This is a genomic window from Azoarcus sp. DN11, assembly GCF_003628555.1.
GTDB lineage: Bacteria > Pseudomonadota > Gammaproteobacteria > Burkholderiales > Rhodocyclaceae > Aromatoleum.
Genome location: NZ_CP021731.1, coordinates 2,379,761 through 2,404,371 on the forward strand (window position 1 = coordinate 2,379,761; position 24,611 = coordinate 2,404,371).

21 protein-coding genes and 2 pseudogenes are annotated in these 24,611 nt (G+C 65.5%); 15 read left to right on the plus strand and 8 right to left on the minus strand.

Going from position 1 to position 24,611, the window contains the following annotated elements; genetic code table 11:
* Nucleotides 1-288: 288 nt before the first annotated feature.
* The 11 genes from gbdR (at nt 289) to CDA09_RS10935 (ending at nt 13,262) form a co-directional block, all read left to right on the plus strand.
* Entirely contained in the window at nt 289-1,599 is a 1,311-nt protein-coding gene (gbdR, locus tag CDA09_RS10885) for a choline metabolism transcriptional regulator GbdR (protein ID WP_286164469.1), read from the plus strand.
* 195 nt (nt 1,600-1,794) lie between these two features.
* Nucleotides 1,795-2,772 (plus strand): dipeptidase, encoded by a 978-nt coding sequence (locus tag CDA09_RS10890; RefSeq protein ID WP_121428646.1) that lies wholly within the window; start codon nt 1,795-1,797, stop codon nt 2,770-2,772.
* 65 nt (nt 2,773-2,837) lie between these two features.
* Nucleotides 2,838-3,365, plus strand: coding sequence for a DUF5943 domain-containing protein (locus CDA09_RS10895; RefSeq protein WP_121428647.1), 528 nt, complete (start codon nt 2,838-2,840; stop codon nt 3,363-3,365).
* 15 nt (nt 3,366-3,380) lie between these two features.
* Entirely contained in the window at nt 3,381-5,444 is a 2,064-nt protein-coding gene (dgcA, locus tag CDA09_RS10900; protein ID WP_121428648.1) for a dimethylglycine demethylation protein DgcA, read from the plus strand.
* 209 nt (nt 5,445-5,653) lie between these two features.
* Nucleotides 5,654-7,621 carry a (Fe-S)-binding protein gene (locus CDA09_RS10905; protein WP_121428649.1) on the plus strand — a complete coding sequence of 656 codons (1,968 nt, stop codon included), beginning with the start codon at nt 5,654-5,656 and terminating at the stop codon, nt 7,619-7,621.
* Nucleotides 7,618-8,868 carry an electron transfer flavoprotein subunit alpha gene (gene etfA, locus CDA09_RS10910; RefSeq protein WP_121428650.1) on the plus strand — a complete coding sequence of 417 codons (1,251 nt, stop codon included), beginning with the start codon at nt 7,618-7,620 and terminating at the stop codon, nt 8,866-8,868. The genes CDA09_RS10905 and etfA overlap by 4 nt, the downstream gene beginning before the upstream one ends.
* Nucleotides 8,858-9,676: an electron transfer flavoprotein subunit beta gene (gene etfB / locus CDA09_RS10915; RefSeq protein WP_121428651.1), complete on the plus strand. Its 819-nt coding sequence runs from the start codon at nt 8,858-8,860 to the stop codon at nt 9,674-9,676. The genes etfA and etfB overlap by 11 nt, the downstream gene beginning before the upstream one ends.
* A gap of 28 nt (nt 9,677-9,704) precedes the next feature.
* Nucleotides 9,705-9,926: a hypothetical protein gene (locus tag CDA09_RS10920; RefSeq protein WP_121428652.1), complete on the plus strand. Its 222-nt coding sequence runs from the start codon at nt 9,705-9,707 to the stop codon at nt 9,924-9,926.
* Nucleotides 9,927-10,205: 279 nt separating this feature from the next.
* On the plus strand, nt 10,206-11,096 hold the full coding sequence (locus tag CDA09_RS10925) for a glycine betaine ABC transporter substrate-binding protein (protein ID WP_286164472.1): 891 nt from the start codon (nt 10,206-10,208) through the stop codon (nt 11,094-11,096).
* Between the two features lie 77 nt (nt 11,097-11,173).
* Nucleotides 11,174-12,403 carry a glycine betaine/L-proline ABC transporter ATP-binding protein ProV gene (gene proV / locus CDA09_RS10930; protein WP_286164473.1) on the plus strand — a complete coding sequence of 410 codons (1,230 nt, stop codon included), beginning with the start codon at nt 11,174-11,176 and terminating at the stop codon, nt 12,401-12,403.
* The gene (locus CDA09_RS10935; RefSeq protein ID WP_121428653.1) at nt 12,396-13,262 is read left to right on the plus strand and encodes an ABC transporter permease; all 867 of its coding nucleotides are present in this window, start codon (nt 12,396-12,398) and stop codon (nt 13,260-13,262) included. The genes proV and CDA09_RS10935 overlap by 8 nt, the downstream gene beginning before the upstream one ends.
* A gap of 83 nt (nt 13,263-13,345) precedes the next feature.
* On the opposite strand, the gene CDA09_RS10940 is transcribed toward CDA09_RS10935, so the two are convergent.
* Nucleotides 13,346-14,362, minus strand: a complete 1,017-nt coding sequence (locus CDA09_RS10940; protein ID WP_286164474.1) for a GlxA family transcriptional regulator — start codon at nt 14,360-14,362, stop codon at nt 13,346-13,348.
* 349 nt (nt 14,363-14,711) lie between these two features.
* Between CDA09_RS10940 and CDA09_RS10945 the strand changes: the two genes are divergently transcribed.
* Nucleotides 14,712-15,953 carry an aromatic ring-hydroxylating oxygenase subunit alpha gene (locus CDA09_RS10945; RefSeq protein ID WP_121428654.1) on the plus strand — a complete coding sequence of 414 codons (1,242 nt, stop codon included), beginning with the start codon at nt 14,712-14,714 and terminating at the stop codon, nt 15,951-15,953.
* A gap of 5 nt (nt 15,954-15,958) precedes the next feature.
* Nucleotides 15,959-17,059, plus strand: coding sequence for an FAD-binding oxidoreductase (locus CDA09_RS10950; RefSeq protein WP_121428655.1), 1,101 nt, complete (start codon nt 15,959-15,961; stop codon nt 17,057-17,059).
* A 26-nt stretch (nt 17,060-17,085) separates the two neighbouring features.
* Here the strand turns inward: CDA09_RS10950 and maiA are convergent, their stop codons facing one another.
* The 4 genes and pseudogenes from maiA to CDA09_RS10970 form a co-directional block, all read right to left on the minus strand.
* Nucleotides 17,086-17,724, minus strand: coding sequence for a maleylacetoacetate isomerase (maiA, locus tag CDA09_RS10955; protein ID WP_121428656.1), 639 nt, complete (start codon nt 17,722-17,724; stop codon nt 17,086-17,088).
* 11 nt (nt 17,725-17,735) lie between these two features.
* Nucleotides 17,736-19,052, minus strand: a complete 1,317-nt coding sequence (gene fahA, locus CDA09_RS10960; protein WP_121428657.1) for a fumarylacetoacetase — start codon at nt 19,050-19,052, stop codon at nt 17,736-17,738.
* A 29-nt stretch (nt 19,053-19,081) separates the two neighbouring features.
* Nucleotides 19,082-20,443 carry an MFS transporter gene (locus CDA09_RS10965; RefSeq protein WP_121428658.1) on the minus strand — a complete coding sequence of 454 codons (1,362 nt, stop codon included), beginning with the start codon at nt 20,441-20,443 and terminating at the stop codon, nt 19,082-19,084.
* A 515-nt stretch (nt 20,444-20,958) separates the two neighbouring features.
* A pseudogene (locus CDA09_RS10970) lies at nt 20,959-21,409 on the minus strand (Tn3 family transposase); the annotation flags it as partial.
* On the opposite strand from CDA09_RS10970, the gene tnpC reads away from it, so the two are divergent.
* Nucleotides 21,342-22,037: an IS66 family transposase gene (gene tnpC, locus CDA09_RS10975; RefSeq protein WP_286164475.1), complete on the plus strand. Its 696-nt coding sequence runs from the start codon at nt 21,342-21,344 to the stop codon at nt 22,035-22,037. The pseudogene CDA09_RS10970 and the gene tnpC sit on opposite strands and share 68 nt — an antisense overlap.
* On the plus strand, nt 22,034-22,534 hold the full coding sequence (locus CDA09_RS10980; RefSeq protein ID WP_121428659.1) for a hypothetical protein: 501 nt from the start codon (nt 22,034-22,036) through the stop codon (nt 22,532-22,534). The genes tnpC and CDA09_RS10980 overlap by 4 nt, the downstream gene beginning before the upstream one ends.
* Nucleotides 22,535-22,559: 25 nt before the next feature.
* Here CDA09_RS10980 and CDA09_RS10985 read toward each other — a convergent pair.
* The 3 genes and pseudogenes from CDA09_RS10985 to CDA09_RS10995 form a co-directional block, all read right to left on the minus strand.
* Nucleotides 22,560-23,396: pseudogene (locus CDA09_RS10985) on the minus strand (DUF4158 domain-containing protein); the annotation flags it as partial.
* Nucleotides 23,397-23,603: 207 nt separating this feature from the next.
* A complete protein-coding gene (locus CDA09_RS10990) occupies nt 23,604-23,930 on the minus strand; it encodes an AzlD domain-containing protein (RefSeq protein WP_121428660.1) in 327 nt (108 codons plus the stop codon).
* A complete protein-coding gene (locus CDA09_RS10995) occupies nt 23,927-24,586 on the minus strand; it encodes an AzlC family ABC transporter permease (protein WP_217351305.1) in 660 nt (219 codons plus the stop codon). The genes CDA09_RS10990 and CDA09_RS10995 overlap by 4 nt, the downstream gene beginning before the upstream one ends.
* Between the last annotated feature and the right edge of the window lie 25 nt (nt 24,587-24,611).

The following is a 24,611-nucleotide window of genomic DNA, read 5'->3' on the forward strand; positions in this document are numbered from 1 at the left end:
CAGATGAAACAGGAGTGCCGGTTCGGGTTCAATAGACGCGACGCAGGGAGAATGCCGAAGGTCGCAAGGGGAACATTGCTGCACTGCGGGCGTTCAACGGCGACGCCTTCGTGCTGCCGCGGGCAGGCAGTCAAAAAGCAGGGTATTGGCGGTCGAACGGGACCGACCGGAACTCCATGTCGCGTGCGACAAAAATCATGTCGTAATGGGACAAGCCGGGAGCCTCCCCGCGGTTGATTAGCCCTGCGTGCAGTGTCACTATTTCCACGTCGGAAACGACCGCGTGCGATGGTTCCGGGAAAGTTCAAATATGACTTTCGGACGAGCGACACCACAGCGCACACGGGTGTGTTCGAAGGGTATTCAAATGACAAGGCCGGCAATAAAGATCGGCCTGCATGGCACAGCGGTGCCTATGGAGGAGGGGTAATGAAAGACGAGCGCAATGGCGCGGCCGCAGGCCGGGCTGCGGGGCGAGGTGTTGCGGCGGGGCCGACGCGAATCGGTTTTCTGCTGCTCGACAATTTCACGCTGATCGCGCATTCATCGGCCATCGAGCCTTTACGCATGGCCAATCACCTGAGCGGGGAAGAGCATTACCAGTGGTTCACCCTGAGTGAGAACGGGGATCCGGTGCGCGCGAGCGACGGCCAGCGGATCCTGCCGGATGCACCGATGGACGCCGCAAACGATCTGGACATCGTGATCGTGTGTGGCGGCGTCGCGCAGCAGCAGGCGATCCGCAAATCCCACCTGAGTTTCCTGCAAGCACAGGCGCGACGCGGTGCCTTGATCGGCGGCGTGTGCACGGGTACCTGGGCGCTCGCACAGGCGGGGCTGCTCGACGGCTATCGGGCCAGCATCCACTGGGAGTGTATTTCGGGCTTGCAGGAGGCCTTCCCGAAGGTGCTCGTCACCAACCGCCTGTTCACGATCGAGGCCAACCGCCTCACCGCCTCGGGTGGAACGGCGCCGCTCGACATGATGCTGAACCTGATCGGCAAGCAGCACGGGCGTGAACTGATGGCGGCGATCTCCGAAATGTTCATGTGCGAACGGATCCGCAACGATCAGGAGCAGCAGCGCATTCCCCTGCGCCACGTATTGGGAACCTCGCAGCCGAAGCTCCTCGAGATCGTTGCGCTGATGGAAGCGAACATCGAGGAACCGCTGGAACTCGAGGATCTGGCCGAGATCGCCGGCATTTCGCGGCGGCAGCTGGAGCGACTCTTCCTCAAGCATCTGAACGGTTCGCCGTCGCGCTATTACCTGACCCTCCGCATCAACCGCGCGCGCCAGTTGCTGCGGCAGACCTCGATGATGATCATCGAAGTCGCCACCGCCTGCGGCTTCGTCTCGACGCCGCATTTCTCGAAGTGCTACCGCGGCTTCTTCGGCGTGCCGCCGAGCAGCGAGCGGACCATCGAGCCCGTGCCGCGCGGCGCGCGCGGGCGACGCGAAATCTTCATTGCCGACGAGAGCGCCGAAGTGCACGACACCGTCCTGCCGGCTTCGACTGCCGAAGTGGCGCTGATGGCGGCGAGAGGTGAGGCGACCTATGGGAGCGTGTTGGGCGTGGCGCGCCGCGCCGTCTGCTGAACCGGCGCGCGCCGGGTTGGAGCCCGTCCGGGACCGAAGGGTCCTCGACGGGCTTTTTAACGTCCGAATCGCGCGTGTTCCGGTATTTCCCGAAATGACGCGTTTTGGCTCTTCGCCGTCGCTTCCTGTGCAATAGGCTTTTCGGCCCCGACGCTATTCTCATCCCCACGAATAGCGCTTGCGGAGGAGCCGGAGATGAACGCGAAGGAAATTCACGATAGTGCCGTTGTCATAGACGGGCTGATCATTGCGAAGTGGAACAGGCATCTGTTCGAGGACATGCGCCGCGGCGGCCTGACCGCGGCGAACTGCACCGTTTCGGTGTGGGAAGGATTCCAGGCGACCATCGACAACATCGTGATGGTCAATCGCCTGATGGCGGAAAGCACGGACCTCGTGATGCCGGTGCGCACCACCGCGGATATCGCCGCGGCGAAGGAAGCGAACAAGACCGGGATCATCCTTGGCTTCCAGAACGCGCACGCGTTCGAGGACAAGCTGGGCTACGTCGAGATCTTCAAGAAGCTCGGCGTGGGCATCGTGCAGATGTGCTACAACACGCAGAACCTCGTGGGCACCGGCTGCTACGAGCGCGACGGCGGACTGTCGGGCTTCGGCCGCGAGGTCGTCGCCGAGATGAACCGCGTCGGCATCATGTGCGACCTGTCGCACGTCGGCGCGAAGACTTCCGAGGAAGTCATCCTCGAATCGAAAAAGCCGGTCTGCTACTCCCACTGCCTGCCCTCCGGCCTCAAGGAACATCCGCGCAACAAGTCCGACGCCGAGCTGAAGTTCATCGCCGATCACGGCGGTTTCGTCGGCGTGACGATGTTCGCGCCTTTCCTCAAGAAAGGCATCGACTCGACGATCGACGATTACGCCGAGGCCATCGAGTACGTGATGGACATCGTCGGCGAGGATGCGATCGGCATCGGCACCGACTTCACGCAGGGCCACGACAACGAGTTCTTCGAGTGGCTCACGCACGACAAGGGTTACGCCCGCGAGCTGACCCGCTTCGGCAAGATCGTCAATCCGCTTGGCATCCGGACCGTCGGTGAATTCCCCAACCTGACCGAAACACTGCTCAAGCGCGGCATGCCCGAGCGTGTCGTGCGCAAGGTGATGGGCGAGAACTGGGTGCGCGTGCTGCGCGACGTCTGGGGCGAGTGAGCCTGACGCGAGCCGCCTTTCTGCCCCTTTGCTGCCCCGACAAAAATTCTGGAGACAAAACGAACATGAAGACCGCACCGCAACTGCCGATCGAAGTCGATTCCGAAACCGGCGTCTGGACCACCGACGCGCTGCCGATGCTGTACGTGCCGCGCCACTTCTTCATCAACAACCACAAGGGCATCGAGGAAGAGATCGGCGCCGAGCGCTACGCCGAGATCCTCTACAAGGCCGGCTACAAGTCGGCCTGGCACTGGTGCGAGAAGGAGGCCGCGCTGCACAAGCTTTCCGGCGTGGCGGTGTTCGAGCATTACATGAAGCGCCTGTCGCAGCGCGGCTGGGGCCTGTTCTCGATCGAGGCGATCGATCTCGACGCGGGCACCTGCCGCGTGCGCCTGGACCATTCGGCCTTCGTCTATGAGTACGGCAAGGTCGGTCGCAAGATCGAATACATGTTCACCGGCTGGTTCGCCGGCGCGATGGACCAGATCCTCGCCGCGGCCGGCAGCCCGCTGCGCACGCTGGCCGAGCAGGTCCAGAGCGGCGCCGAGGAAGGCTGCGACTACGGCGTGTTCGTCACCCGTCCGCGCTGAAAGGAGTAATAGGCCATGGCACAGTTCGACGCCCTTTTCCAGCCGATCCAGATCGGCAAGCTGACGATCCGCAACCGCATCGTCAGCACCGCGCACGCCGAGGTCTATGCGACCGACGGCGGCATGACCACCGAGCGCTACGTCAAGTACTACGAGGAAAAGGCCAAGGGCGGGATCGGCCTGTGCATCTGCGGCGGCTCGTCGGTGGTCGCGATCGACAGTCCGCAGGGCTGGTGGAAGTCGGTGAATCTCGCGACCGACAAGATCATCCCGCACTTCCAGAACCTCGCCGACGCGATGCACAAGCACGGCGCGAAGATCATGATCCAGATCACGCACATGGGCCGGCGTTCGCGCTGGGATGGCGAGAACTGGCCGCATCTGGTGTCGCCGTCGGGCATCCGCGAGCCGGTACACCGCGCGACGTGCAAGACGATCGAGCCCGAGGAGATCCAGCGCATCATCGGCAACTACGCACAGGCCGCCCGCCGTGCGAAGGAAGGCGGGCTGGACGGGGTGGAGCTGTCGGCGGTGCACCAGCACCTCATCGACCAGTTCTGGAGCCCGCGCGTGAACCAGCGCACCGACGAGTGGGGCGGCTCCTTCGAGAACCGCATGCGCTTCGGCATGGAAGTGCTGAAGGCGGTGCGTGCCGAGGTCGGGCGTGATTTCGTGGTCGGCATGCGCATCTGCGGCGACGAGTTCCACCCGGACGGCCTCACGCACGAGGACATGAAGCAGATCGCGAAGTACTACAGCGATACCGGCCTGCTCGACTTCATCGGTGTCGTCGGTTCGGGCTGTGACACGCACAACACGCTGGCGAACGTGATCCCGAACATGAGCTATCCGCCGGAGCCCTTCCTGCATCTCGCGGCCGGGATCAAGGAAGTGGTGTCGGTGCCGGTGATCCACGCGCAGAACATCAAGGATCCCAACCAGGCGCAGCGCATCCTGGAAGGCGGCTATGTCGACCTGGTCGGCATGACGCGCGCGCATATCGCCGATCCGCACTTCGTGAACAAGATCAAGATGGGCAAGGTCGACCAGATCCGCCAGTGCGTCGGCGCGAACTACTGCATCGACCGCCAGTACCAGGGCCTGGACGTGCTGTGCATCCAGAACGCCGCGACTTCGCGCGAGCATCAGGGGCTGCCGCACATCATCGAGAAATCGACGGGCCCGAAGCGCAAGGTGGTCGTCGTCGGCGGCGGGCCGGCCGGCATGGAGGCGGCGCGCGTCGCGGCCGAGCGCGGCCATGACGTGACGCTGTTCGAGAAGAAGGACGCGCTGGGCGGCCAGATCTCGATCGCCGCGCGGGCGCCGCAGCGCGACCAGATGGCGGGCATCACGCGCTGGTATCAGCTCGAACTCGCGCGCCTGAAGATCGACCTGCGCCTGGGTGTTGGGGCGGATGCGGCGACGATCATGGATCTGCGGCCGGACGTCGTCGTGCTGGCAGTCGGTGCCCATCCCTTCCTGGAGCAGAACCCGCATTGGGGCGCCGCCGAGGGGCTGGTCGTGAGCAGCTGGGACATCCTCGAAGGCCGTGTCGCGCCGGGCAAGAACGTGCTGGTGTACGACACGATCTGCGAGTTCTCCGGCATGTCGGTCGCGGACTACCTCGCCGACAAGGGCGCCAAGGTCGAGATCGTCACCGACGACATCAAGCCGGGCGTGGCGATCGGCGGCACGACCTTCCCGACCTACTACCGCAGCCTGTACCCCAAGGAAGTGATCATGACCGGGGACATGATGCTGGAGAAGGTGTATCGCGAAGGCGACAAGCTCGTCGCGGTTCTGGAGAACGAATACACCGGCGCGAAGGAAGAACGCGTGGTCGACCAGATCGTGGTCGAGAACGGCGTGCGGCCGGACGAGAAGCTGTACTACGAGCTGAAGCCGGGTTCGCGCAACAAGGGCCAGGTGAACATCGAGGAGCTCTTCGCGATCCAGCCGCAGTCGTGCCTTGCGGAAAAGGGCGATGGCTATTTGCTGTTCCGCATCGGCGACTGCGTGTCGCAGCGGAATACGCATGCGGCGATCCTCGATGCGCTGCGCTTGTGCAAGGATTTCTGAGTCGAAACTCCTGATCGGCAACGTAATGCAGTGAAGGATGCGCGGGTTTTCTCCCTCCCCTTCAAGGGGAGGGTTGGGGTGGGGATGGGTTTCTTGCTGCGCAAATCGAAACCCATCCCCATCCTGTCCTTCCCCTTGAAGGGGAAGGAACCTGCTAACCGCGCCCGGCAATGTGTCGCCGAGAGCCCAAGCGACACAAGGAGAGAACAATGCTTGACGTAGTACTCCCCATACTGATCTTCGCCGCGCTGGCGCTCGCGCTGGCGGGCGCCGTCCGGCGCGTCCGCCTGTGGCGCCAAGGACGCCCATCGCCGGTCTCCGTGCTCGGCGGCCTGGCCGCGATGCCGCGCCGCTACCTGGTGGACCTCCACCACGTCGTCGCGCGCGACAAGGTGTTCGCGAACACCCACGTCGCGACGGGTGGCGGTTTCGTCGCGGCTGCCGTGCTGCTGATCCTGGTGCACGGCTTTCAGCTTGAAAGCCGCTTGCTGAGCTGGGCGCTGCTCGCGGCCACGGCCGTCATGTTCGCCGGCGCGCTGCGTGTCGCGGCGCGACGCAAGAACCCGCCGGCGCGGCTCTCGCGCGGCCCGTGGATGCGTCTGCCGAAAAGCCTCTTCGCGTTCGCGAGCGGCGTGTTCCTGGTCACGCTGCCGACGGCCGGTGTGCTGCCGGCCTCGTTCGGCGGCTGGGCGCTCGCCGCGGTGCTGGCGCTCGCCGTCGCGTGGGGCATCGGCGAGATGTTCCTCGGCATGGCCTGGGGCGGACCGATGAAGCATGCCTTCGCCGGCGCGCTGCATCTGGCTTTCCATCGTCGGCCCGAACGCTTCGGCGGCGGGCGCTCGACCGGCCTCAAGCCGCTCGACCTGAAGGACTCCACCGCGCCGCTGGGCGTCGGCAAGCCCGCGGACTTCACCTGGAACCAGCTCCTGGGCTTCGACGCCTGCGTGCAGTGCGGCCGCTGCGAGGCGATGTGCCCGGCCTTCGCCGCCGGTCAGCCGCTCAACCCGAAGAAGCTGATCCAGGACATGGTGGTCGGCCTGGCCGGCGGTACGGATGCGGCCTATGCGGGCTCGCCTTACCCGGGCAAGCCGGTCGGCGAACACGGCGGCGACGCGCACAGCCCGATCGTGCTGCGAGACGTACGTGAGGGCCGCGCGCTGGTCGATGCGGAGACGCTGTGGTCCTGCACGACCTGCCGTGCCTGTGTCGAGGAGTGCCCGATGATGATCGAGCACGTCGACGCGATCGTCGACATGCGGCGCTTCCTGACCATGGAACACGGCAACACGCCGAACAAGGGCAGGGAGGTGCTCGAGAACCTCGCGACCACCGACAACCCCGGCGGCTTCGATCCCGCCTCGCGCATGAACTGGGCGGCGGACCTGGACCTGCCGCTGATGGCCAAGCGCGGCACCGCCGACGTGCTGCTGTGGATGGGCGACGGCGCCTTCGACATGCGCAACCAGCGCACCCTGCGGGCACTCGTGAAGGTGCTGCGCGCGGCACAGGTTGATTTCGCGGTGCTCGGCAATGAGGAGCTCGACAGTGGCGACGTGGCGCGCCGTCTCGGCGACGAGGCGAGCTTCCAGACGCTCGCGGTACGCAACGCGGCGACGCTCGCGAAGTACCGCTTCCGCGAGATCGTGACCTGCGACCCGCACAGCGTCCACGTGCTGAAGAACGAATACCCGGCCTTCGGTGCCAGCTACACCGTGACGCATCACAGCACCTTCATCTCGAACCTGATGGAGAAGGGGCGGCTCACGCTGGGCGAGTGGACCGGCGGCCGGGTGACCTACCACGACCCGTGCTACCTCGGCCGCTACAACGGCGAGTACGAAGCGCCGCGCAAGGCGCTCAAGGGGATCGGCATCAAGGTCGTGGAGATGGAGCGTTCCGGCTTCCGTTCGCGCTGCTGTGGTGGTGGTGGCGGGGCGCCGATCACCGATATCCCGGGCAAGCGGCGTATCCCGGACATGCGCATCGAAGAGATCAACGCGACGAAAGCCGAGGTCGTGGCCGTCGGGTGCCCGCAGTGCACGGCAATGCTCGAAGGCGTCGTCGGGCCGCGCCCGGAAGTGCTCGACATTGCCGAACTCGTCGCGGCGCAGCTCGTGACGGCGCCGGCACCGGCACGACGCGCGGAAGAAGCGCTGGAAGCGGAGGTGGCAGCATGACGGACATCATTCGACGTGACCCGCGCACCGAGTGGATCGCGCGCAATCGCCTGCATCCCGAGCACGAGGCGGTGCTCGCGCAACTGAATGGCGGCGTGCCCGTGGCGCAGTGGATGGGGCCGAACGGCATCATCCGGCGCAATCCGCATGCGGTCGGCTTCATCGGCCCGAACGGCATCCGTCGCATCGATTGCAGCGGCGCGCAGACCGCCAACGCGGTCGTCACAGCGAGGCGCGAGTCCGGTGCTGCCCCGGCGCGGCGGCGCGTGCAGATCGACACCCCCGCGTTCTGCGTCGCGGTGGTCGCGGACATGCCCGGCGGTCGCCTGTCGGCGCATGACCGCGACGTACTTGGACTGGCACGTCAGCTCGCCGACGGTGTGGAGCAGGGCGCTGTGCTGCTGGTGAGTTTCGGCGAGTCGCGCGACGAGGGGCTCGGCGAAGCGGGCGTGGACCGCGTCGTGAATTTCGCCGGCGAGTCCTTCGACGGCTACGCACCGGAACAGCGCCTGAACGCGCTGGGCGGCATCGAGCGTCAGCACGAGCCGCGCCACTGGCTGTTCCCCGATTCGCCCCTCGGCGGCGCGGAACTGGGCCGGCGCTTCGCGGCACGGCGCGGCGAGCGGCCGGCGACCCAGGTGTGGCAGATCGCGGATGGGCAGTGCATCGCCCGCGGCGCGGCCGGCACCGTCGACATCACCCGCGCTCTGCCGCGCATCGTCCTCGCGCTGCCCGAATGTGCCGAACCGGTCAGCGAAACGGTCCATGCGGCCGAGTCGGTCGCGCCACCGGCGGCCTTGCCACAGGCGTTGCGCCGGGTCGAGGACCTTGGCGCGGTGGCGGTCGATCCCGCCGGGGTCGCGCTCGCGGAGGCGGAATTCATCCTCTCCGCGGGCAACGGCATCCGCGACTGGGACGGTTTCCATCGCGCGGCGAGCGTGCTTGGTGCGACCGAAGGGGCGTCGCGGGTCGCGGTGGACAACGGCTTCATGCCGCGTCACCGCCAGGTCGGCGCGACCGGCACCTGGGTGACGGCGCGGGTGTATCTCGCCGTCGGCATCTCGGGCGCGATCCAGCACCTGCAGGGCATCCAGCAGTGCGACAAGGTCATCGCGATCAACACGGACCCCGGTTGCGACATGGTCAAGCGCGCGGACCTGTCGGTGATCGCGGATTCGAGCGAAGTGCTCGCGGCCTTGGTGGAGTTGGTCGAAGGGGTTCGCAAGGAGCAGCGCAATGCAGCGTGAAGACAACGGAAAACCGACGGGCGAGCAGGCGCTGAAGATCGCGGCCCTGGTTTCGGTGGGGCGTCACCCCGTGACCGGGCGCACGCGTCGCGCGGAATACGATGCGCGCGCCGTCGAGATCGGCTTCTCTCTGGCGAAGGGCGAGGACCTTTACCTGGTCCATGCGGGCGAGTGTTCGCCCGAGGCGGAAGCCGCGCTGCGCGGCTATCTGGGCATGGGTATCGGTGCGATCGACGTGCTGCAGCAGCCGGCGGGGTCGGATGTCGTGCCGGCGCTCGAAGCCTGGCTGCGCACCGCCGCGCCACGCATCGTGCTCTGCGGTGCGCGGGGCGAAACGGGCGAGGGGTCGGGACTCGTGCCCTTCCTCCTCGCCGAGCGCCTGGGGTGGTCGTTGGTGTCGGGGCTCGCCGAGGTCGAATCGGTCGTTCGCGACACGATGACGGTGCTGCAGGCCTTGCCACGCGGGCAGCGCCGGCGGCTCAAGGTGAGGCTGCCCGCCGTCGTGACCGTCGATGGGGCGGCGCACGCTGCGCGACAGAGCGCGTTCGGTCCGGCACGGCGGGGCGAACTGCGCCGGAAGGCATTCGGGACCAACCCCGACGGTGCGGCGCGGGAGTGGACAATCGCGCCGGCACGCAAGCGCCCCAAGCGCCTCAAGATCGTCAAAGCGAGCTCGGCGCGAGACCGTTTCAAGGCCGCTGCGGCGAAAGCCGAGGGCAGTGGCGGACAGGTGCTCAACGGGGTCCCGGCGCAACAGGGGGCCGAGGCCATTCTCAAGCTGTTGCGCGAAGAAGGGGTCCTGCGGTGAGCGGCGGGCTGTCAGGGGGGACGATCTCATGATGTTTGCCGACCTCGTCGATATCGACGATTTCCGTCAGCGGCTGGGCGAACTGGGCATCGATCTCCCGGCCGACGGATCGCCCGAGTCCTGGGCACGCCAAGTGCGGGCAGCCCAGCCCGTCAACGGTCTCCCCCGCCTGATCGCGAAGTTGTGCTCCGAAGGCATCACGCTGCAGCCCGAGGTGCGCGAGGCCATCGAAATGATCCTCAAGCCCTGAGGCTCCGCTCGGAAGCGCGGCACGAGAATCTGCCGAAAATCGAATGCGACTGCCGCACCGCGGTTTGACGCAAACAGGATGGATGGAGGTCGCAAGGGGGTAACTTGCCTTGCCCCGGGAATCCTAGACTGGCTTCACGCCCGATCGACCCGAAGCATCCCTGCCGCGGCGCCTGAGGACCGCTGCACTCGCAGGACCGAAGGTCTCGACTCGTATCACTCAGATTCACCATTAACGGGCCGATGTATAGAGCCCGCCAAACCAAAACCGGAGGAGCAGATGTTTTCAGGACTGAAGCAAGCATTCAAGCATGCAATCGGCGCAGCGATGATCGTATCGGCGGTGGCAGGGGCGAGTGGCGTCCAGGCTGCCGAACAGAAGACGATCAAGATCGGCTGGACGGCATGGTCCGATGCGGAGGCGGTGACGAACATCGCCAAGCAGCTGCTCGAGCAGCGGCTCGGCTACAAGGTCGAGCTGGTGATGACCGACATCGGCCTGCAATACCAGGGCGTCGCCAAGAAGCAGCTCGACGTGATGCTGATGGCGTGGCTGCCGAATACGCACAAGGCTTACTGGGACAAGCTCTCGGGGGATCTGATGGATCTGGGAGTCCTGTACGGCGACGCAAAACTCGGTTGGGCCGTCCCCGACTACGTGCCGGCGTCCGAGCTGTCGTCGATCGCCGACCTGAACAAGCCGGAAGTGGCGAAGAAGCTGAAGAGCCAGATCCAGGGCATCGACCCGGGTGCGGGTCTGATGCGTGCGTCCGAGCAGGCGCTGAAGGACTACAGCCTCGCCGGCTATGACCTGCGCACCGGTTCGGATGCGGCCATGATCGTCGCCCTCGACCGGGCGATGACGCGCAAGGAATGGATCGTCGTGACGACCTGGAACCCGCACTGGATGTTCTCGAAGTACAAGGTGCGCTACCTGGAGGATCCGAAGAAGTCCCTCGGCGGCGCGGAAGCGATCCACGCGATCGGCCGCAAGGGCTTCGACCAGGACTTCCCGAAAGCCGCGGCCTTCATCAAGAACTTCAAGATCCCGCTGGCGGACCTCGAAGGCATCATGGCCAAGGCGAAGGATTCGTCCTACGAGAAAGAGGCCGCGGCCTACATCGCGAGCCATCCCGAGATGGTTGCAGGCTGGCTGAAGGACGCCCAGTAAGGGCGTCGTCCGGTCAGGACGCTAAACCGGTGCTCACGGCAATGCGGGCACCGGCTGTTGACGGATGGAGCAGTACGGTGGAGGCACGCAAGACCATGCAGGAAAAAATCGTTGTAAAGGATCTGTACAAGATCTTCGGACCCAAGCCGGACGTGGCGATGCAGATGCTGCGTTCGGGCAAGGACAAGGACGACATCGTCCGGCAGACCGGGATGGTGGTCGGTGTCCAGAATGCGAATTTCCATATCAACGCGGGCGAGATCTTCGTCATCATGGGCTTGTCCGGGTCGGGCAAATCCACGCTGATCCGCCTGCTCAACCGGCTGATCGAGCCGAGCTCGGGGCAGGTGCTGGTCGACGGCCAGGATGTCGCGTCGATGGATCCGCAGCAGCTCATCAAGCTGCGTCGCCGCGACATGGCGATGGTCTTCCAGTCGTTTGCGCTGCTGCCGCATCTCACGGTGCTCGCGAATGCCGCCTTCGGGCTGGAGGTGTCAGGCGTGCCGCGCAAGGAGCGCGAAGCGCGGGCGATGAAGGTGCTCGAACAGGTAGGACTGGGCGCCTTCGCCAACCGCTATCCGCGCGAGCTGAGCGGCGGCATGCAGCAGCGGGCGGGGCTCGCACGCGCATTGGTCGTCAATCCGTCGCTGATGCTGATGGACGAGGCCTTTTCCGCTCTCGACCCCCTGAAGCGCACCGAAATGCAGGGCCTGCTGCTCGACCTGCAGCGGGAGCACCAGCGCACGATCATCTTCGTCTCGCACGACCTCGACGAGGCCTGCCGCATCGGCGACCGCATCGCCATCATGGAAGGGGGGCGCATCGTCCAGATCGGCACGCCCGACGACATCATCCGCAACCCCGTGGACGACTATGTGCGAGCCTTCTTCAACGGGGTGGACGTGAACAAGTACCTGTCCGCCAAGGACGTTGCCGATGTCGACGCGGTGCCGGTCTTCTTCGCACAGAGCGATTTCGGGGACGGCTTCCACCCCGTGATCGAGCGTTTGCGCGCAGCCCGCCGCAACTACGGCTTCGTGCTCGATCCCGATCGCAAGCTCGTCGGCACGGTCTCCATCGACTCGATGATCCGCTCGCTGGAGTCCGGCTCCCGGGAGCTGTCGTTTGCCTTGCTGGGAGACCTGCCCCCGGTGAACGGCGACCTCAACCTGAGCGACCTGATCTGCCGCATCGTGAAGATGCCCTATCCGCTGCCGGTGGTCGAACCCCAGGGCCACTACATCGGTGCCGTCACCCAGACGATCCTGCTCAAGAAAATGGCGAAGGAAGAACTGACCCATGCATGATTTCCTGCCACTCGGTGAATGGGCCGAGAAAATCGTCAATTTCATCGTCAAGAACGATCACGGGGTGCTGGCCGGCCTCGGCGACGTGGTCGGTCAAATGACCGAACTGACCGAAGGCTTCCTGCATCTGATCCCCGACTGGCTCCTCGCGAGTGTGTTCGTCGCGCTGGGATTCTGGCGTATCGGCTGGAAGTTCGCCGTCGTTGCCGCCGGGGCGCTTCTTGTCATCATCGGCACGGGCTTCTGGCAAGCGACGATGGCGACGCTCGCGCTGATCATCTCGTCGACGCTCATCAGCCTGCTGGTGGGCATACCGCTGGGCATCGCGGCTGCCCTCAACCGCCGCGTCAATTATCTGCTGCGGCCGGTGCTGGACTTCATGCAGACGATGCCGGCGTTCGTGTACCTCATCCCCGCCGCGATGCTGTTCGGCCTCGGCCGCGTGCCGGCCGTCCTCGCGACGGTGATCTTCGCGATGCCGCCCGTAGTGCGCCTGACCGCGCTCGGCATCCGCCAGGTGAACAAGGAGCAGGTCGAAGCCGGCATCACCTTCGGCTGCACGCCGCTGCAGGTCCTGCTGAAGATCCAGATTCCCGGCGCGCTGCCGTCGATCATGGCGGGCGTGAACCAGACGATCATGATGGCGCTGTCGATGGTCATCATCGCGTCGATGGTCGGTGGCGGTGGCCTGGGCAACAACGTGCTCGCCAGTATCCAGCGCCTCGACATCGGGCTGGGTTTCGAGTCCGGCCTCGCCGTGGTGCTGCTCGCGATCATTCTCGACCGTCTCACCGAGAGCTTCGGTGTGCCGAAGGAAGAGCGCATCGCACGCAGGAAAAGCCAGGGTCACGAGTCCTGACCGCCGGGTGCCCGGGGCGCTTCATCTGCGCCGGGCACCGCGATGCTACATGCCCTTTACGCCGCGATCCGCGGGCCGGCGCATCACGCTGCCAGGTCGTGCTCCGCGGTCGCGGTGCGCTGCTGCGATTCGACGTCCGCCGTTCCCTGTGGCCAGCGCTCGCCGCTCGGCGGCTTGCCGAACAGCGCGCGGTAGCACTTGCTGAAGTGGCAGGCGGACTGGAAGCCGCAGGCGACCGTGATGTTCGTGATGGACATCTGCGTCTGCATCAGCAGTTCGCGCGCACGGCGCAGCCGCAATTCGAGGTAGTAGTGGCTGGGGGTCACCTGCAGAGCCTCGCGGAACAGGCGCTGCAAATGGCGCTGGGAGAGCCCAGCTAGTTGCGACAAGTCCTCCAGCGACAGCGGCTCCTCGATGTTGGCCTCCATCAGCGCGGCCACCTCCACCAGTGCCCTGCGGTTGCATCCCGCCCGTGCGGCCAGCGGGATGTGCTGGCGATCCTTGCTGTCGCGCACCCGTTCGAGGATGAACTGCTCGGAGATCTCGGCGACCAGGGTCTTGCCGAAGCGCTCGCGCACGACGGCCAGCATCATGTCGATGGGCGCGATGCCCCCCGTGCAGGTGATGCGGTCGCGGTCGATGACGAAGAGCTCCTCGACGAAGCGGATCTTGTCGTGGGCCTCACGCAAGGCGCTGAGGTTTTCCCAGTGGATCGTGGCGCGGTAACCGTTCAGCAGGCCGGCTTTCACCAGGGCATAGGTCCCGGTACATAGCCCGCCGAGAACCACCTTGTCGTGGGCGACGCGGCGCAACAAGGCGATCACCTTGTCATCGACGAAGCGGGTGACGTTCGTCCCGCCGCATACGAACACCATGTCGAATGGCCCCGCGTCCTCGTAGGTGCCGATCTGGGCCGGCGCCAGCCCGTTGCTGGAGGCCACGGGCTGGCCGTCAGTGCTGATCACGGACCAGCTGTACAAGGGCTTGCCGCTGATGTGGTTGGCCATGCGCAGGACTTCGACGGCACTCGAGAACGCGATCATCGTGAACTCGTTCAGCACCAGAAAGCCGACGCGCGTCGCCGTTGGGAGTGCGGACACTTCGGGCCTCCAGTCTCAGCGTCGCGATCGGGGCGCGGAAGATCTCGGCGCCGCGGCCGGGTGGAAGTCGAACATCGTTGTCTCCTGTCGGTGGTCCTTGCGCTTCACGCCCTGAAAGGTGGCGTGGCGCCGGCGCTGTGCGCTGCACGGATCGAGTTATATGGCTGTAAACATAGCGTCTTCCCCTTGCCTTGGCCAGTGCCGGCCATGGCTTCACTTCGGCGAAGGAATGCCCGGCCAAGGAAGCCCGATGTCGGAATTGAATGGGATTGCGTCGACAAAGCACAAATGCGCCCGAGCGGCCTGCGGGAACATTGCCTCAACGTTTCTGCACCGAAGAGGAAAGGACATGAAAGTGAGCAACCGGGTGAGGGAACTCCTCGCCGCCCGCCGTCCCGGCCACAGCCTGGACGCGCAGTTCTACACGAGCCAGGAGATCTTCGACCTCGATATGGAGGCCATCTTCGCGCGGCACTGGATCTACGTCGGCGTCGAACCCGACATCCCGGAGCCGGGCGACTATTTCACCGTCAAGCTGGGCCGCGCCTCGGTCGTTGTCTTGCGCAACGACGACATGGAGCTGCGCGCCTTCCACAACGTCTGCCGCCATCGCGGCGCGCAGTTGTGCAACGCCCACAAGGGCAGCGTCGGCAACCTGGTGTGCCCGTACCACCAGTGGACCTACGACCTGTCCGGCAAGCTGATCTACGCCGAGCACATGGGCGAGGACTTCGACCCTTCCGGGCGAGGACTGAAGCGCGTGCATGTCGAAAGCGTCGCGGGCCTGATCTTCGTCTGCCTGGCCGAGCATCCACCCGAAGACTTCGCTCAGATGCGCGAAGAGATGTCGCGCTACCTCACGCCGCACCGGCTGACCGACTGCAAGATCGCCGTGCAGGACGAGATCGTCGAGGCCGGCAACTGGAAGCTGGTGATGGAGAACAATCGCGAGTGCTATCACTGCGTGGCCAATCATCCGGAGCTGACCGTTTCGCTCTACGAGTACGGTTTCGGCTACCAGCCTTCCTCGTCGAACATCGGGCAGGTCCAGGCCTTCCGTGACCTGACCGAGCGCGAACACGCACGCTGGCAGGCGGCAGGGCTCGAGTCGGCCGAGATCGACGAGCTGGACAGCCGCGTCACGGGTTTCCGCACGCAGCGCTTGCCGCTGGACAAGGCCGGCGAATCGCAGACGATGGACGCCAGGGTCGCCTGCCAGAAGCTCCTCGGCCACTTGAGCCAGCGCAACCTCGGCGGGCTGTCGTTCTGGACCCAGCCCAACTCCTGGCACCACTTCATGAGCGACCACATCGTGACCTTCACGGTGCTGCCGATCGACGCGGATCACACCCTCGTGCGCACGAAGTGGCTGGTGCACAAGGACGCCGTCGAAGGGCGGGATTACGACCCTGCGAATCTCACCGCGGTGTGGCGCGCGACCAACCAGCAGGACCGCGAGCTGGTCGAGATGTCCCAGCGCGGCATCGCCGATCCGGCCTACGAACCGGGCCCGTATTCGCCCTACACCGAGGAGCTGGTCGAGAAGTTCGCCGGCTGGTACGTGGGGCGTTTGCAGGCGGCAGCGGAGTGACCGGCATGAACGGACCGATCACTCGTGACATCCCGCTCGCCGTGCCGTCGCTGTGGAACGCGGAGGACGACGACGTCCTGATCTGCTGTCAGGTGCGTCAGGAGACGCACGACGTCAAGAGCTTCATCCTTCGCCCGTGGCGTCCCGGCCTGGTGCGCTTCCTCCCCGGCCAGTTCCTCACGCTGGAACTGGAAATCGACGGCGAGGCGGTCAACCGCTGCTATACGATCTCCTCGCCGCCGACGCGCCCCGACACCCTGTCGATCACGGTCAAGCGCGTGCCCGGCGGCCGCGTCTCCAACTGGCTGCACGACCACCTCAGCGCGGGCATGAGCGTGCGCGCCCTGGGGCCAAGTGGCGACTTCGCATGCGCGCTGCACCCGGCGGGCAAGTACCTGTTCCTTTCCGGCGGCTCGGGGATCACACCGCTGATGTCCATGTCGCGCAGCTTCCACGACCTGGGCGAGGACCGCGACGTCGTCTTCGTGCACAGCGCTCGCACTCCCGCGGACATCGTCTTCCGCCGCGAGCTGGGCCTGCTCGCCGCCAACCAGCCGGGCTTCCGTACCGCCTTCGTCTGCGAAGGGCGCGGCAGCGAAGCCGAATGGGCGTCGCCCACCGGCTACCTCGACCTGCCGCTGCTCAAGCGGATCGCCCCCGATTTCGTCGAGCGTGAAGTGTTCTGCTGCGGGCCGGCGCCCTACATGGCTGCCGTGCGCGCCCTGCTGGCCGAGGGCGGTTTCGACATGAAGCGCTACCACGAGGAAAGCTTTAGTTTTGCCGACACGCCGGGCGAAAGCGGGGAGGGCGCCGGCACCTCGGAAACGACGACGGGCGACGCGGCATGTTTCACCGTCGAGTTCACCAAGAGCGGCCGCAGCGTGGTCTGCGCCCCCGACCAGAAGCTCCTCGACGCGGCGCGCGCGGCGGGCCTGCGGCTGCCGTCATCCTGCGCCAAGGGCATGTGCGGCACCTGCAAGTCCCGTCTCGTCTCCGGCGAGGTGGACATGGCCCACGGCGGCGGCATTCGCCAGCGCGAGATCGATCAGGGCTTCATCCTGCCCTGCTGCAGTACGCCGCGGAGCGACCTGGTGATCGAGCGATAACGGCCGCAGCGCTCCGTTCGTCGTTCTCACTCTGCATCGGGCTGGGCGGCGGGTGCGGCGCGTTGGAAGGCGTCCAGCGTCATGCAGCGCTCGAAGATCTCCATCACGGTCGGCACGTGGTCGAGGTGGCAGTCGAAGCGCTGGGCGTTGAAGATCTGCGGCACCAGGCAGCAGTCAGCCAGGGTCGGCGTGTCGCCGTGGCAGAAGGCGCCGGCGGGCCGATCGGCGAGCAGACGCTCCACGGTGGCCAGGCCTTGCTCCGCCCAGTGGTGGTACCAGGCATTCTTGGCGTCTTCGCCCACCCCCAGGGTCTGCTTCAGATACTTCAGGACCGAGAGGTTGTTGAGCGGATGGATCTCACAGGCGATCGTCTGAGCGATGGCCCGGATGCGCGCGCGGCCGGCGGCGTCGCCGGGCAGCAATGACGGATCGGGATAGACCTCATCCAGATATTCGATGATCGCGATCGATTGGGTGAGAACCTCGCCTTCATCGACGAGGGCCGGAACCAGCCCGGCCGGGTTGACGGCGAGGTAGCCCGCGTCCCGCTGCTCGCCCCTGACGAGATGCACGGGCACGGTTTCGTACTCGAGCCCCTTGAGATTGAGGGCGATGCGCACCCGGAAGGAGGCCGAACTGCGGAAATAGCTGTAAAGCGAGCGCATATCAATCCTGGTCACACGAGTGCGGGCAGCACGCGCCCGACCACTTCGCCGAAGCCGATGCGCGCCGCGCCGGGCTTCTCGCACCAGCCACGCATCACCACCGCATCCCCGTCCTCGAGGAAGGTCCGGGTTTGACCGTTCGGCAGGACGAGCGGCTGCTTGCCGCCGAAGGTGAGTTCCAGCAGCGATCCGGCTTCCTCGGGCGTGGGCCCGGACTCCGTGCCGCTGCCCAGCAGGTCGCCGGGCTGCAGGTTGCAGCCGTTGACCGTGTGGTGCGCCACCATCTGGGCGATGGTCCAGTAGGCGTGCCGGAAGCTCGTCTGCGACAGGGGTGCGGGGGCCTGGCCGGCTTCGCGCATCTGCGCCGTCTCGACCAGCACCTGGAGCCGGATGTCGAGTGCACCTTTGGCGCGGTTGGCGCCCGATTCCAGATAGGGCAGGGGCTGCGGATCCTCCGCCGGACGGGTCCATTCCACCCGAAAAGGAGCCAGCGCCTCCAGCGTGACGATCCAGGGCGAGATCGTGGTGGCGAAGTTCTTGGAGAGGAACGGCCCCAAGGGTTGGTACTCCCAAGCCTGGAGGTCGCGGGCCGACCAGTCGTTGAGGAGGCACAAGCCGAAGACGTGGGCCTCCGCCTCGTCGATGCCGATGCGGCTGCCGCGCTCGTTGCCGGTGCCGACGAACACGCCCAACTCCAGCTCGTAGTCGAGGCGCTTGCTGGGGCCGAAGACCGGCGTTGCGGCGCCGGCCGGCAGGGTCTGACCCACGGGCCGGGGAAAGCTCTGGCCCGAGACCTCGATGGACGAGGCGCGGCCGTGATAGCCGATCGGCACCCACTTGTAATTGGGCAGAAGGGGGTTGTCCGGACGGAACAGGCGACCGACGCTGGTGGCGTGGTGGATGGACGTATAGAAATCCGTGTAGTCGCCGATGTGGGCCGGGACCGTGTATTCGACCTCGGACTGGGGGACCAGGCAGGGACGCAGCGTCTGCTCCGCCGGGGAACCGGCGCGCAGGGCACGGGACAAGGCCAGACGCAGCGCCGACCACGCTGCGGGCCCCAGAGTCATGAACGGATTCAGGGTCGGACCCGAAGCTGAAGCCGCGGCGGCGGCTGCCTCTCCGGTGAACACCCCACGAGCCTGGACTGCCGCCAGGTCGACGATCTGGTCGCCGATGGCCACGCCACCCCGGAAGGCCTCATTCGAGCCGGCGCGGCGGAACACCGCGAAGGGCAGATTCTGGATGGGGAAGTCGCAGCTTGCGGCGTTGGCCGAAGCCACCCAGCTTTGCAGGCCCGCATCATGGGTTTCGTTCAGTCGCGTCATCTCGGTTGCTTGGATTGGACAGAAAAGGGTCAGTGAGCGAGGGAACCGGCGCTGCCGACGGCTCGCGGCGACGAGCCTCGACCGGCCTTGGACATCAGCACCAGCATCAGCGCGGAAATCACGGTGGGCACCGCCATGGCGAGGAATATCTCGTTGGTGGACCAATTCAGGCGGATCAGTTCCCCGCCCAGGACCGGGCCCACGATCGAGCCGATGCGTCCGACGCCGAGGCTCCAGCCCACCCCGGTGGAGCGCAGCGCCGTCGGGTAGTAGGTTGCCGCCAGCGCATTGACCGCCGGCTGCCCGCCAATGATGCAGAAGCCCGTCATTGTCACGACCAGGAACAGCAGCGGCAGGGCCACGCCCGGCTGACCGATCGTCGCGATCGTGACGGCAGCGAGCAGAAACGAGGGTACCAGCACCTTGATGAATCCGACGCGGTCGATCACCGGGCCCATCAGCAGGGTGCCGATGACGCCCCCGATCTGCAGCGCGGTGCCCACGAGCACGGCTGTCGAGGTGGACAGGCCGGCGCTGTTGGCGATGGTCGGCAGCCAGTTCGACAGGAAGTACAGATTGATCAGGTTCATGAAGTTCACGACCCACAGCAGCAGCGTGATCATGGCGCGTCCCTCACGGAACAACTCGATCATGGGCACGCCGTCCTGCTTCACCTCGGGCATCGCATAGCGGGTACGGCCATCGATCTGCACGGACGGGTCGATCTTGCGCAGGCAGGCGGCGACGCTGTCCAGACGGCGCCCCTTGAGGACCAGGAACTGCATCGATTCGGGCACATAGACGTACATCAGCACGGCCATCGCCAACGGGATCACGCCCCCGAGATAGAAGACCGACTTCCAGCCGAAAGCGGGGATCATGGCCGCCGACAGCAGTCCGCCGAGCACCGCCCCGACAGTGAAGCCGCAGGACACCAGCATCATCAGCGTGACCTTCTTGCGCCTGGGGCTGAACTCGCCGGCCAGCGCCATGGCGTTGGGCATGATCGCGCCCAGCCCGAGGCCGGTGATGAAGCGCAGTATCTGAAGTCGCGGGATCGTCGTGACGTGCGCGGTCGCCAGCATGCACAGCGAGAAGAAGACGGTGGCGCCGATCAGCACCGGGCGGCGGCCGATCTTGTCGGCCAGCACGCTCAGCGTCAGCGACCCGACCAGCATGCCGAAGAGGCCCGCACCGAACACGGGGCCGAGTTCCGCCTTGCTCACCCCCCACTCCTTGATGATCGCCGGCGCCACGTAGCCCATGGCCTGGACGTCGAAGCCGTCCATGACCACGGTCAGCGCCACCATCAGCAGGATCCACACCTGCGTGCGACTGACCCGGTTCGCGTCGATCAGCGCCGGGATATCGATGGTCGTGGCGGCATTCATGCTTTATCTCCCTGCAGCAAAGCGACTACCGACGCGGCGCAGCAGGCCGTGGCGACGGATTGGGAGCGCGGGCGCTCGGGGGGCAGGGAATGGCGGTGCATGGTTGTCTCCAGGTATTTTTATAGGGGCGATCAACTCCGCGACGCATTCGACGCGAACAGATCCTTTCGGTTGGCATGGCTGCGAAGCGATGCCGACCGTTTCCGTGATGCAATTGAAACGCGGAGCATACGTGGCGACAAACGGTCTTTTCTTGTCGATTTATAAGAAAAGGCGATGAATGGGCGATTTGCGCGGCCGATAGCCATGCGTATTCCCTCGCACGCGCGACGTCGCCGCCCCCGTGCGAGCGGGGCAGGGGTCAAGCGTCGGAACGCAGGGGCCGCAGGACAGCTGCCCGACAGGGGCCGATTGACCTTCCCTACCGGGAGCGGCGCTCAGACATCCGCGTCGACTTGCGCATTGATGTGGTCGAACAGATAGGGGTCGTCTCAGAAAATGGAAAATAAAGCACGCTAAGCCGGTTGCAACGGCCGTAGCGGCCTGAACTTCCCCGCGCCGGATCTTGGCAATGCTGCGCCAGACGTAATCGCCGGTCAGGTTAATGTGCTCCCAGCCCAGCGGCGACAGGTATTGCGACTGAGCGTCATCGACGATCTGACCGTGCCCGCGCAAGGCCTTCGCGGCTCGCTCCAGATAGACCGTGTTCCACAGCACGACAGCGGCTGTGACCAGATTGAGGCCGCTGGCCCGGTAGCGCTGCTGCTCGAAACTGCGATCGCAGATTTCGCCGAGGCGGTTGAAGAACACGGCACGGGCCAGCGCGTTGCGCGCCTCGCCCTTGTTCAGACCGGCATGGACGCGGCGGCGCAGTTCGACGCTTTGCAGCCAGTCCAGGATGAACAGCGTGCGCTCGATACGGCCCAGCTCGCGCAGCGCCACGGCCAAGCCGTTCTGGCGCGGATATCTGCAAGCCCACGATTACAGCGGCTACCACGCAAGCTTCCGTGAAGGGGTGACCCACGTCGCCTGCTGGGCCCACGCGAGGAGGAAGTACTTCGACGTGGTCAAGGCCATGCCCAGGGGGGCCCGGCCGGGGCTTGCGCATCATGCGCTGCGCCTCATCGGGCTCATCTACCGCATCGAACGGCAAATCGCCGAGGCCGACCCCGACACCCGACGGCAGCACCGACAACGGCGCACGAAACGCGTGCTCGCCTGGTTTCATTGCTGGCTGACCGCGCACGCCTCGACCCTGCTGCCCAAGTCGCCGCTGGCGAAGGCCTTCGCCTATACGCTGTCGAACTGGACAGCGCTCACCGTGTTCATCGACGACGGCAGTCTCGCCGCGGACAACAATTTGAGCGAATGCGCCATGCGTCCGGTGGCCCTGTCGCGCAAGAACTGGCTCTTCGCCGGCAGCGAGCGCGGCGGGCAGGCGGCTGCGGTACTCTTCAGCCTGATCGAGACGACACGCCTGAACGGCGTCGAGCCCTATGCCTATCTGAAGGACGTGCTCGCGCGCATCAACGCCCACCGCGTCGATCGCCTCGAAGAACTGCTGCCGATGAACTGGACGCCCGCCGCCGTATGAACGCTGCCCTGATCGAAGCCCTCAACCGCGCCACCAGCCTGGAACTGTTCCACCTCTCGACCATCCTCGAACGCCTGATGTCGGACCCGGCCCGGATCATCGAGATCCGTCGCCACCTGCATCTGGGGCAATCCGTGCGTTTCCTCGATTGGCAACAGGCCGGCGCCCAGATGTCGCTGCGCACGGGGCGGATCGTCGCGATGAAGGACACGCAACTCACCGTGCAGGACGAGCGCACCCGGCGCGAATGGAAATTGCCTTATGCAGCGATCGAGATGCCGGATGCCGGTGCGGTCCCCGCGCCATCGGTGCCCGAACCGCTGTCTCCGACCCGCGCAGACTTCCAAGTGGGCGACCGCGTAAGCTTCGAGGACCGTCACCTGCAGACCCGCGTCGGTACCATCGTCCGCATCAATCAGCGCACCGCCACCCTCGACTGCGACGATCAAAGCTGGCGCGTCTCCTTCCCGCTTCTGCGCCATCTCGTCGATCTCTGAGTCGCGGGGATTACCGGACGGATACGATGATCTCGTCGGTGACGGTGGCCATGCCCTCGATGGCCAGCGCGACGAGGGTGGCATATCGGCGCTGCGGCTCGAACTTGGCGAGGTCGGCAGGCGTCATCTGGTTGCCCTCGCGGGCAATCTTGAGCAGCCGGTTTTGGTGCACCGACCGCTCGATGCCGGCGGGCAGGTCGAGCACCTGCCATGCCTTGAGGCGCTCGATGTGTTCGAGCATATGCCGCGAGTTCGGCTTGGCGGGCGACTGGCGCAGCCACACCAGCCAAGTCGGCTTGCCATTGTCGCGGCGCTTGAGCAGCTCATCGAGGCGATGCCGGTGGGTGTCCATGAGCGGGTCGGACAAGGCCTCGTAGATGCGCCGGTTGGCGCGGGTGATCGCCTCGGCGCTCGCACGCTCGATGGCGTTGACCGCGGGCAGGATGACCGACTTCCGGCGCAGATGCTCTATCAGGGCGCTGGCCAGCACGATGCCCTTGTCGGTCTGCATGGCCAGCTCAATCAGCGTCCGCACGACTTGCCGGTAATGGCTCATGGTGAAGCGCCGGAAGCCGAACACCGTTTGCAGCTCGACCAGGTGCTCGCGCCGGGTCTGCTCTCGCTGCCCGTAGTCGTCTCAGCAATCAACGCCAACCTTGAGCTGGTCGGCGACCAACTTGAGCAAAGGCGGAAACGGCGGCTGATCGACGCCAAGGATGATGCCGGGGAAGCGCAGGTAGCAGAGCTGCACGGCGAAGCCCAGCCGGTTTTTTGGCCCGCGCCGCTGCCGGATGATGGCAAGGTCGGTTTCGCTGAACGTGTAGTGACGGATCAACCCATCCCTGGTATCCGGCAGCGCCAGCTGGCTTTAGCGCTCGGCAGCGGAGAGAACCGAACGGCGGGGCATGCATCCTCCTTTTTCTTGTAAAGGGGTAGTCCCAGCGCTCATGTCATCAGGACCTCCACCGCTCGCCCGCTTTTACGCTTCCGTCACCACGCCTTCACTACCAGCCGAAATGGCGGCGTGAAACCCCTTCATGGCCGGCGGGACTCCATGAAGTCCGGCTTCTCATGCCAGCCGCAGACATGCGCCATAGGCGATTGCCCCGAATAAGGTCGGCAAGGCAACGCCGCCAATTACCCTCTTCGCCCCCATGACGGTGGCCAATCCAACGACCATCGCTGACAAAGTTGGCAGATGGAGTCCGTTGTCCCCGCCCGGCCACAGCGAGACGACAAGCAGCGCGGTGATTGCAGCTGGCCCAATGGCGTTCAGTACGCCCTGCTCCACGCGGGTCGATTCTTTTCCGGGGACCCAGGTCCACATGGGCACCAGGCGCAGCAGGAAGGTCACGATTCCGCAGGCGATGGCGACCCATTCTGCAGGAAGATTCATTGAGTCGCTCTGCGATAGCCCAACGCAGCGCCAGCGGCCATGCCCACTGCCATCGCCAAGTACGCTGGTATAAGGGGGATAAGAGCGGCTGTTGCGACTGCTGAGGCAACCAGTACACGCCGCTGGGTGTTGCCATTGATTTCAAGCAACAACGAGAGGAATAGCGCGGGCAACACGAAAGCCAGCGAGTCGCGAAGGAACGCAGAATGACTCGTCAGTTGCTGCCCAAGAAAGGCGCCCAGCGCCGTGCCGAGAACCCACGCCGAGTAGGCGCCCAACTGCAGGCCGACATACCAATGCTCGCGCTCGGGCGGAGAGATCAGTTGCAGCTTCCCGACTGCGGAGGCAAATACCTCATCGGTAAGACCAAACGCCAAGAGGGGTAATGGCAGGGATGGCCGGCCATTACCCAACTTCGCGATGACTGAGGGTCCGTAGAAGATGTGTCGGACGTTCATCAGCAACACCGTGGAGACCACCGAAAGCAACGATCCGCCCGCGGCCACCAAGGCAATCAGTGCAAACTGACTCGCTCCGGCGAACACGATTCCGGAAATGAGCACCGCGGTCAGGGGCGGCAGGTTCGCCTGCAGAGCTGCCAATCCAAAGGAAAAAGCGATTGGTAAGTAACCCACGCCGATGGATAGACTGTCCACGAGACCATTCACAAGGGGGCGCACG

Excerpts from the sequence above, each read along its gene's own strand:
- gbdR (WP_286164469.1), top strand. The coding sequence starts at position 289 with ATGGTTCCGGGAAAGTTCAAATATGACTTTCGGACGAGCGACACCACA.
- CDA09_RS10890 (WP_121428646.1), top strand. The coding sequence starts at position 1,795 with ATGAACGCGAAGGAAATTCACGATAGTGCCGTTGTCATAGACGGGCTG.
- CDA09_RS10895 (WP_121428647.1), top strand. The coding sequence starts at position 2,838 with ATGAAGACCGCACCGCAACTGCCGATCGAAGTCGATTCCGAAACCGGC.
- dgcA (WP_121428648.1), top strand. The coding sequence starts at position 3,381 with ATGGCACAGTTCGACGCCCTTTTCCAGCCGATCCAGATCGGCAAGCTG.
- CDA09_RS10905 (WP_121428649.1), top strand. The coding sequence starts at position 5,654 with ATGCTTGACGTAGTACTCCCCATACTGATCTTCGCCGCGCTGGCGCTC.
- etfA (WP_121428650.1), top strand. The coding sequence starts at position 7,618 with ATGACGGACATCATTCGACGTGACCCGCGCACCGAGTGGATCGCGCGC.
- etfB (WP_121428651.1), top strand. The coding sequence starts at position 8,858 with ATGCAGCGTGAAGACAACGGAAAACCGACGGGCGAGCAGGCGCTGAAG.
- CDA09_RS10920 (WP_121428652.1), top strand. The coding sequence starts at position 9,705 with ATGATGTTTGCCGACCTCGTCGATATCGACGATTTCCGTCAGCGGCTG.
- CDA09_RS10925 (WP_286164472.1), top strand. The coding sequence starts at position 10,206 with ATGTTTTCAGGACTGAAGCAAGCATTCAAGCATGCAATCGGCGCAGCG.
- CDA09_RS10935 (WP_121428653.1), top strand. The coding sequence starts at position 12,396 with ATGCATGATTTCCTGCCACTCGGTGAATGGGCCGAGAAAATCGTCAAT.
- CDA09_RS10945 (WP_121428654.1), top strand. The coding sequence starts at position 14,712 with ATGAAAGTGAGCAACCGGGTGAGGGAACTCCTCGCCGCCCGCCGTCCC.
- CDA09_RS10950 (WP_121428655.1), top strand. The coding sequence starts at position 15,959 with ATGAACGGACCGATCACTCGTGACATCCCGCTCGCCGTGCCGTCGCTG.
- maiA (WP_121428656.1), bottom strand. The coding sequence starts at position 17,724 with ATGCGCTCGCTTTACAGCTATTTCCGCAGTTCGGCCTCCTTCCGGGTG.
- fahA (WP_121428657.1), bottom strand. The coding sequence starts at position 19,052 with ATGACGCGACTGAACGAAACCCATGATGCGGGCCTGCAAAGCTGGGTG.
- CDA09_RS10965 (WP_121428658.1), bottom strand. The coding sequence starts at position 20,443 with ATGAATGCCGCCACGACCATCGATATCCCGGCGCTGATCGACGCGAAC.
- tnpC (WP_286164475.1), top strand. The coding sequence starts at position 21,342 with ATGAACAGCGTGCGCTCGATACGGCCCAGCTCGCGCAGCGCCACGGCC.
- CDA09_RS10980 (WP_121428659.1), top strand. The coding sequence starts at position 22,034 with ATGAACGCTGCCCTGATCGAAGCCCTCAACCGCGCCACCAGCCTGGAA.
- CDA09_RS10990 (WP_121428660.1), bottom strand. The coding sequence starts at position 23,930 with ATGAATCTTCCTGCAGAATGGGTCGCCATCGCCTGCGGAATCGTGACC.